We start from the raw sequence: 8,136 nt of genomic DNA on the forward strand, positions 1-8,136 counted from the left end.
AAGTTTATGTGCAACGCCTTACTCACTTGAGCCAAGTATATGCAGCCAAGCCGTTTTTCGACCTTTGATTCCCCCAAGTATATGCAGCCAAGCCGTTTTTCGACTTTTGATTCCCCCAAGTATATGCAGCCAAGCTGTTTTTCGACTTTTGATTCCCCCAAGTATCTGTAGCCAAGATTTTTTCTCAAAAGTCCATGGCTAGCAAGGTCTGAGGGACGGCCCACGAAAAAAGCTGCCCCCGAGGGGCAGCTTAACTTATTTTTTCCGCTTGTGGTACTTGGTGGCCGCGGTGTCGATGATCCTTTCGGTAAAGACGACCGGTATTGACTGGGGGTCAACCGGCAGGCCCTGGGCCAGATTTTTGCCTGGCAAGACGATGACCTTTTTAAAATACTTCTTCAGAGGCGTATCAGGGTTCATGGTCACCAGGTAGCTGTGCTTAAAGTGGGAGATGGACTTCGGCAGGGGTGAGGAGCCAAAAAGCTTGGAAATCCCGGACACGGAGTAAAAGACCGCCGTGGAGTTTTCATCGCTTAATGGAAAAAGGTGCTCGCCGGCAGCCAGGTTGTCGCCAAAGTAGGTCGACTTGCCTAGGTCCCGCAGGCCCATGCTCAGCAGGCGCGCCGGGAGTTCAGAATAGTAGATGCCAAAAATAAAGTTGGTCGAGCTGGTCATCAAGACGTGGGCCAGTTCGTCGACATCACCCTCATTGGCCGTCCAGACCTGGTTGATGGCGTCGTGGTAGTCCACCAGGTATTCGTTGGTTGAAACCAGAGACTGCTGGCTTTCCTGCTTTTTGACGTAGTTTAAGAGCTGGAACTTGAATTCCTTAAAGCCGGAGTAGCCCATCTTTTGGCAAAAACGCTGGACAGATGCCAAGGATGTGCCGGCTTCTTCAGCCAGGTGGTTGATGGTCAGCGAGTCGAAGTCAGTTGAATCGGCGGTGATTTTTTTCATGATCTTGCGGTCGGATTTGGATAATTCCGAAGCTTCGACCGTAAAAAAGTTAGTGATATCCATAATAATCTCCCACTACTGATAATTATACTTAAATTTTATCACAAATAATGATAAAAAAACCGCTGAGCCTATAATTTTATCAATTTTCTTTAGCAAGCAAGTCGTAGTAGAGGAGTTCACCGACGGCATTTTGTCCCTGAACGATGGCCTTGCGCTCCTTGAGGCCCTGGTAGTGGCTCAAGAAGCAGACATCGTAGTAGTGGTCGCCGACAAAAATCCGCGCAATGTCATGCTCGGTATCGTCCAGTTCGCCGGTTTTAGAATATGAGCAGCCCTCAGGCAGGTACTGGAGCAGCTTGTTGACGGATTCTTGGTAGTGGAGGGCCTTTTGACAGACCTGGCCAAAAGGCGACTGGTCATCCAGCAGCCGGTCAAAGAGCTGCATGGCGGTTTCGGCGGTGATGTAGTTTTCCCGGTCGGTCACCTCCATCAGGTAGCGGCCCAGGTGCAGGCCAGTAAATTTGTCTTCAAACCAGTCTGCCATTTTGTCAAAGCCGGCAAAGTCGATCAAAAAGTTGGTAGCAGTATTGTCAGAGTCTGACAACATGAGGTCGAGAACATCGCGCAGCTGCCAGTCCCTTTGGGCCAGGTGGCAGAGCATCCCGCCGTCGACGATTTTGTCGTCGGGAATGGTCACCACCTGGCTGAGGTCTACGGGATGGGCCTGGTAATAGCAGGCTACCGCCAACTTAATTAAGCTGGCAGACTTGAATTCTTGGCTAACCAGGGGACTGGCGTAGAGGACCTTTTGATCATCGCAAACCAGCAAGGCCGTTTGCCCCGGCAGGGGGGCCAGGATCTGGTCAAATTTTTTCACATCAAGCATTTACTTCACCCCAATCTGGTCGCCGGAAATTTCGGCATAAAGCGCTAAGTCGGGATCTTGCTCTGCCATGAAAATGGAGTCCAGGTCCGCAAAAACGGTGTTCGGGTTGGCCAGGTAAAAGGCGCAAGCGGCTGACAGGGATTCGATCGATTCGATCATGCTGCCGACCATGGTCTTGATGCCGTTACTTTCGGCTAAATCGTTGATTTTTTGCGCTTCTGACAGCCCGCCCGTCTTCATCAGCTTGATGTTGATGTAGTCGCAGGCGTGCATTGTGATCAATTTTTGGGCATCGCGGTAGCTTTCTACGCTTTCGTCAGCCATGATGGCGTAGGGACAATTTTTAGTCAAAAAAGCCATGGAATCAAGGTCCCAGGCAGGAACGGGCTGCTCGATAAAGTCGATCAAGAGGCCCTGCTTTTTCCAGTAAGTGGCCGCTTGCATGGTCTGCCGGGCATCCCAGGCCTGGTTCATATCAAGGCGCAGGTGGATCATGGGGCCGACCGCGTAGGCTAGGTCTTCGATCAGCTTAATATTGCGGTCTAAGTTGTCAGCGCCCAGCTTGAGCTTTAAGGACTTAAAGCCCTGGTCGACCATCTTTTGGGCTTCGGCAATCATCTGGTCGCTAGGACCGATGCTGATGGTATAGTCGGTTTCGACAAAGCCGGAGTTGGCGCCGAGCAGCTGGGTCAAGCTTAATCCCAAACTAGCTGCCTTAGCCTGGTAGAGGGCGATTTCCACCGCGGTTTTAGCTGGTGCATTGTGGACGATGGCGTCCTTTAGGCTGGCAAGGAGCGGCCGCCAGTTGGTGATGCTTTGACCGACCACGACCGGCTTGATGGCATCGGTGATAACGGCAGCGGTGCTAGCTACCGTGTCGCCAGTCACTTTTTCGTTCGGGGTGCAGGTGCCGATGCCGGTCACGCCGTTAGCCAGGGTAACCTTAACTCTGACGGCATTGATCTTGTCGACCCGGTGCAGGGCCGTTACGAAGGGATGCTTCAAGGGGATCTGCTTTAAAGAAACGTCTAAGTCTTGAATGGCAAAAGGATCAGTCATTTATGTTCTCCTTTTTCTTTTTTTAAAAAAGCTAACTGTTACAAAACTAGTTCGTAGGCCAGGCGGCGGGGGTCGTGATTATCGCTTTTGACAGTAATCACGCCGCGCTCTTGAAAGCCAAGTTTATCTGCTAGGTGCTGGATGACGCGGTTTTCAAAGCCAGTGTCTAAGCGAAAGGCCTTAACGCCTTGTCTTTGCCCTTCCTCCATCACCAGGGTGATCAATTTTTGTGCCAGGCCTTGTCCGCGAAAAGCTTGGCTGACGGCAAAGCGGTGGAGGGCCCAGTAAGGACCGTCGCAGTCCCAGGAAATAGCTAAGTAGTTTTCGTCAAAATCGGTGGCGGCTAAGTAGGCAGCGGGGACGCCGTCCACAGTCAAGACCCAGCCATTCTCGTTTTTGAGATCTTGCTCAATATCGGCGTCAGCTGGGTAGCCATCCTGCCACTGGGTGGAGTTTTGGCTTTTTAACAGGCTCTTGGCATCGTCAATCATGACCATGATGGCGTCAAGGTCAGATGGTGTTGCTTGTCTTAATTCAATCATTCTTGTACCTAAAAGCTAATCGTTGATGTGGCTGCGCAGGTAAGTGTACTGCATCCCGCTTTCGAGCTTTTGCGTGTCCACGCCCACGGCTTGGGCTAAGGCGTAGGCAAAGGCCCAAGAAGTAGCCGGGCCTCTGCTGGTAATCACCTTGTGGTCTTCATCGGCCACAGCGGGGGTGTCCACGTAGGTGGCGTCAGGATTTTCGCTTGCGACTTGTTCTTTAAAGTCAGGGTGGGCAGTCCACTTAGCATTTTTCAGCAGGCCGTACTTAGACAGGGCAATCGGTGAAGCGCACATAGCTGCGTTCCACTTGCCAGCTTCTGAGCGCTTTTGCATGATTTGGGCCAGCTTATCGCTTTCTCTTAAGTGCTGGGCGTTTGGCGCACCGCCAGGGAAGGAAACGACGTCGTAGTCAAAAAGCGAATCGTCTACCGTCTTGTCGCACTTGATTAAAATGTCGTGCCCGCCTTGAATGTCCAGCTTGTCTAGGCCCACCATGTCACATTCGATGCCGAGCCGGCGCAAGACATCCACTTGGCTTAAGCCTTCAACTTCTTCACAGCCATCTGAAAATACTACTGCAATCTTTGCCATATTTTTCTCCTTACTAGCACTTTTCATTTTTTATTAATATAATCTACTTTCTATTATACAAGACTGTTACATAAATTGCTTTGGCCAAGCTGGCCTGTAACCATTTTGAAACAGTAAGCAGAACTTTTGTCATTGAAAATAGGCAGGACCAGAATAGCTAAAGCCCTTATAAAAAGTAAGCTGAAATATTTAGGATTATTGCGGACCCTAAAAAAGTTATAATAAACAAAGATTGAAAAATAGAGGAGAAGAAATTGCTGTTTATCTACCTGCTCACCATCGGCTTTTTAGCCGGCATCGTGGCCGCCATCGCCAGTATGGCATCTTTAGTATCATACCCAGGCCTCTTGGTTGCCTTAGACCCGGTTACGGCCAACATGACCAACACGGCCGCCTTGGTGGCGACCGGTTTTGGGACTTTAGCCTCCAGTTTGAAAGAAATGAAGGGCTACTGGCAAGAAATGGCCCGCTACGCCTTTTTCCAGTTAAACGGGGCCGTGATTGGCGGCTATCTCTTGTTAATGTTTCCGGGCAAGGTCTTTGAAAAACTTGTCCCTTTCATGGTTCTTTTTTCCGGTGCCTTGCTTTTGCTCAGCGGTCGCAAGCAGGCTGAGAAAAAGCCGATGACGTCGGTTAAAAAAATCTTGAACTACCTGGGCCTCTTTATCGCCGGCATCTATGCTGGCTACTTCGGCGCCGCCAGCGGGGTTTTGACTTTGATCTTCTTGACCGCTCTTAGCGATTCGCCTTTTGTCGTGATCAACGCCATGAAGGGGCTGATCGGTGCGTTGGCCAACTTTGTAGCGTTGATGATTTTTATCTGGCACGGCCGCATTAATTGGGGCGTTGCCTTTCCTTTGGCAATTGGCCTCTTTTTTGGTGGCTATTTTGGCCAAAAGATGATTAAATATTTAAAGCCGGCTTGGGTCAGATGGATTACGGCATTCTTTTCAGTGCTTTTGGCCATCTACCTGGGCTATAGTGCTTACAAGTAATTTTTGGACAAAAAGATAAAAAATAGACAAATTAGGGAGGACAAATGACTACAGAAGTATATCTCGTGCGCCATGGTGAAACCTTGTTCAACCGCTTGGGCAAGGTTCAGGGCTGGTGCGACACCCCCTTGACAAGTCAAGGCATCAGCGACTTAAAGAAGACGGCAGAAGCCTTGGCAGACGTGCATTTTGACAACATGTACTCCTCAGATTTGAAAAGAGCCATCGATACGGTACACTTAATAAAGGACGGTAACCGAGTTTCCCAGATTGGCAAGATCAAGAAGTTCCCGGAATTCCGCGAAGTCTTCTACGGTTCTTTTGAGGGCAGCGAAATTGACCATATCTGGAAGGCAACTTCCCGCACGGCAGGAATCCGCGAAACTAGCGACGTGACCGAAATCATCAACACGATCGGCATCTACAAGTTCCGCGAAGTCGTGAAAAAGGCTGACCCCCGGCACCTGGCAGAAAATACGGAAGAGTTAAACCTCCGTATGGCCCGGGCCATTGACCGCCTGAAAGCCGCCACCCAAAGAGAAAAGCGGGTTTTGCTGGTTTCTCACGGCGACTTTATCAAGACCCTGGGCATCAAGTACTGGGAACAAAGCGATGGGCTCCACGACATTCCCTTCCCAACCAATGGCTCGGTAACCCGGGGCGTTTTAACTGATTCTGGCAAGTTTGAAATCGTGGACTACAACTGCCCGCCAGAAGAATTTGAGGCTTAAAGATGCAGTGGAATACACACACTTTTACTTTTATCTTGCTGGTGCTTGTCGGCTTGTGGGAGCTCGCTAGAGGCTACAATGCCCAAACTGCCAAGCCAGACAATAAGTTGACCATCCGATCTTACTACCTGACCGGGGCCTTTATTTTAGCGATCGCGCTTTATTACGCGGTGAAGTTGTGGGGTTAGCAATGGACATTCATTCTTGGTGGGTCCCATATGCCGTCTTGCTGTTTGGCATTTGGGATCTGGTTACCGGCATCAGCCGGGCCGTTAAGGCGAAAAAAGGAGAAAAGACCAAGGGCCTGAGCAGCAGTGCCTTTATCATTTTGGGCGTTTTGTTTATCATTACGGGTATTTGGTCTTTTTGGGCATAGAAAGAAAGTATTTTTAGACAATGGTGAAATTGGCACTGCTGCGGCATGGGGAAAGCCAGGCCAACGCGGCTAACGTATATACAGGCTGGAATGACGTCCCTTTGACAGACAAGGGACGAGAGCAGGCACGAGCTGCTGGGGAAAAACTAGGCGCAATTGCGGACTTTTTCCCCAGCTTAATCCACACCTCCGTCTTGTCTCGGGCAATCGAAACGGCCAATATTGCGGCTGAAGCGGCGGGCTTTTTAGCTGTACCAATTAATAAAACTTGGCGGCTGAACGAGCGCCATTATGGAGCTTTACGGGGCCTGAACAAGGACGTTTCTCGGAAAATTTTTGGCAAAGAACAGGTCCTAGAGTGGCGGCGCGGCTTTGATGCGGTGCCGCCAGCTCAAGGCTCGCCCACGATTGACCGCCGCTACCGCCTAGTTGACCCGCGCCTGCTCCCGCGGGCCGAAAGCCTGCACCAAACCCAATTGCGGCTTTTGCCTTACTATGAAGATGAGGTGGCCAGCCGCCTCAGACAAGGTCAAGACCAGCTGATCGTGGCCCATGGCTCCAGCCTGCGGGCCCTGATTAAGTACCTAGAAAAAATCAACAATGTGGAGATCTTGAAGCTGGAAGTACCCAATGCCCAGGCGATTGTGTATACTTTTGACCAAGATTTAAACATTGTGGATAAGATCATTACCGACTAAAGTCTGCTTTTGGCAGGCTTTTTATTTTTTCTAATAATTTGGCCTTTTTTGCACATTGTTAAGGAATAACTCTGATTTTATGGTAAAATTTATTTTGATATTTCATATGTTTGATTAAAATGGAGCTAGCTATGCGCAAATTATTTCTTTTAAGAGGCGCACCCGGCTCTGGTAAATCCTCTTTTATCGCCCGGCACCACTTATTGCCATACGCGATCAGCGGGGATGCGATTCGCTTGCTTTTGGCGGATCTCACGGTTTATTATGACCAAAAGAGTGATGTATTGCATCAAGTCATTCCACGCCATGTGACGGACCAAACCAAGAAGATGAAGGACAACTTGGTTGAGCATAAGATGTCTTATGGGGAAACCGTCATTGTGGACGGCACGCACATCGTAGCCAGTGAAATTGACCACTACAAGAAGTGGTGCGAAAAGTACCACTACGAGTGCTACGTTGTGGATTTGATGCGGCACCAGACTCTGGAGGGCTTATTAAAGAGAAACCAGATTCGGATGCAGTATGACTGGGTTAAGCCAGAAGTCATCAAGATGATGTACAATTCCTACATGGCACACCCAGAATTGCCAGATTGGGTAAGGGGCATCCAGCCCAACCAGATGGAAGCGGCCTTGATGCAAAGGGAGAATAACTTAGATCGCTATTCTCACGTGATCGCCGTTCCTGATGACGTGAAAGAAGAAGACTTCCCTCACGTTCATATTTCTAATTTTTACTTTTCTTTCAATGACCGCTTTACGGCTAAGTATGGTACTTACCGCAATGTGGTCACGATTGCCAAGACCAAGGAAGAAGCAGTCGACGAATTCCGTCTGCCATACTTTGCCTTTAAGTTTCACCACAAGCACTTCTTGATTTCGGCTTATCCGCTACGTAACGAGATGCTGGATCCGATCAAGAAGGTCAAGGGGACTTGGTCTTACGCGACCGGTTTGTACAACGTGGCTGACTTTGTCCAGGAATTCCCTGAAAACAAGCAGTCTCACGTCCACCAGTTCAGCTTAAGCAAGTTGGACCGGACCAGAATTTTGCATATTTGGTAAAAAACAGTTTTCCCGTTAGGGAAAGCTGTTTTTGCTTGTAAGGCGTTGCACATAAACTTACTCAACTAGGGGGAATTTTTTGAAAAAAGCTCACACAAACATACTCAAGTGAGTAAGGCGTTGCACATAAACTTACTCAACTAGGGGAATTTTTTTGAAAAAAGCTCACACAAACATACTCAAGTAAGCCAAGCAGTTGCCCGAAATTTACTCAACTAAACGTTGAAT

General features: G+C 49.2%; 11 protein-coding genes. 6 read left to right on the plus strand and 5 right to left on the minus strand.

Going from position 1 to position 8,136, the window contains the following annotated elements; translation table 11 throughout:
• Positions 1-255: 255 nt before the first annotated feature.
• The 5 genes from FC20_RS08705 to FC20_RS08725 form a co-directional block, all read right to left on the minus strand.
• Positions 256-1,020: a MurR/RpiR family transcriptional regulator gene (locus FC20_RS08705; protein WP_008463220.1), complete on the minus strand. Its 765-nt coding sequence runs from the start codon at positions 1,018-1,020 to the stop codon at positions 256-258.
• A gap of 79 nt (positions 1,021-1,099) precedes the next feature.
• On the minus strand, positions 1,100-1,846 hold the full coding sequence (locus FC20_RS08710) for a serine hydrolase (RefSeq protein WP_008463222.1): 747 nt from the start codon (positions 1,844-1,846) through the stop codon (positions 1,100-1,102).
• The gene (locus FC20_RS08715) at positions 1,847-2,905 is read right to left on the minus strand and encodes a dipeptide epimerase (RefSeq protein WP_008463224.1); all 1,059 of its coding nucleotides are present in this window, start codon (positions 2,903-2,905) and stop codon (positions 1,847-1,849) included.
• 38 nt (positions 2,906-2,943) lie between these two features.
• Entirely contained in the window at positions 2,944-3,447 is a 504-nt protein-coding gene (locus FC20_RS08720; RefSeq protein WP_008463225.1) for a GNAT family N-acetyltransferase, read from the minus strand.
• A gap of 15 nt (positions 3,448-3,462) precedes the next feature.
• On the minus strand, positions 3,463-4,041 hold the full coding sequence (locus tag FC20_RS08725; RefSeq protein ID WP_008463226.1) for a DJ-1 family glyoxalase III: 579 nt from the start codon (positions 4,039-4,041) through the stop codon (positions 3,463-3,465).
• A 254-nt stretch (positions 4,042-4,295) separates the two neighbouring features.
• Here FC20_RS08725 and FC20_RS08730 point away from each other — a divergent pair, with 254 nt between their 5' ends.
• The 6 genes from FC20_RS08730 (at position 4,296) to FC20_RS08755 (ending at position 7,908) form a co-directional block, all read left to right on the plus strand.
• Positions 4,296-5,036: a sulfite exporter TauE/SafE family protein gene (locus FC20_RS08730; RefSeq protein ID WP_008463227.1), complete on the plus strand. Its 741-nt coding sequence runs from the start codon at positions 4,296-4,298 to the stop codon at positions 5,034-5,036.
• 44 nt (positions 5,037-5,080) lie between these two features.
• Positions 5,081-5,767 (plus strand): histidine phosphatase family protein, encoded by a 687-nt coding sequence (locus FC20_RS08735; RefSeq protein ID WP_008463228.1) that lies wholly within the window; start codon positions 5,081-5,083, stop codon positions 5,765-5,767.
• A gap of 2 nt (positions 5,768-5,769) precedes the next feature.
• A complete protein-coding gene (locus FC20_RS08740) occupies positions 5,770-5,955 on the plus strand; it encodes a hypothetical protein (protein ID WP_008463229.1) in 186 nt (61 codons plus the stop codon).
• Positions 5,956-5,957: 2 nt separating this feature from the next.
• A complete protein-coding gene (locus FC20_RS08745; RefSeq protein ID WP_008463230.1) occupies positions 5,958-6,143 on the plus strand; it encodes a hypothetical protein in 186 nt (61 codons plus the stop codon).
• Between the two features lie 20 nt (positions 6,144-6,163).
• A complete protein-coding gene (locus FC20_RS08750) occupies positions 6,164-6,841 on the plus strand; it encodes a 2,3-bisphosphoglycerate-dependent phosphoglycerate mutase (protein ID WP_008463231.1) in 678 nt (225 codons plus the stop codon).
• Positions 6,842-6,972: 131 nt separating this feature from the next.
• Entirely contained in the window at positions 6,973-7,908 is a 936-nt protein-coding gene (locus tag FC20_RS08755; protein WP_008463232.1) for an AAA family ATPase, read from the plus strand.
• The last annotated feature ends 228 nt before the right edge of the window (positions 7,909-8,136 follow it).

Origin of the sequence: Lactobacillus equicursoris DSM 19284 = JCM 14600 = CIP 110162, from assembly GCF_001434815.1 — a bacterium.
Classification (GTDB): domain Bacteria; phylum Bacillota; class Bacilli; order Lactobacillales; family Lactobacillaceae; genus Lactobacillus; species Lactobacillus equicursoris.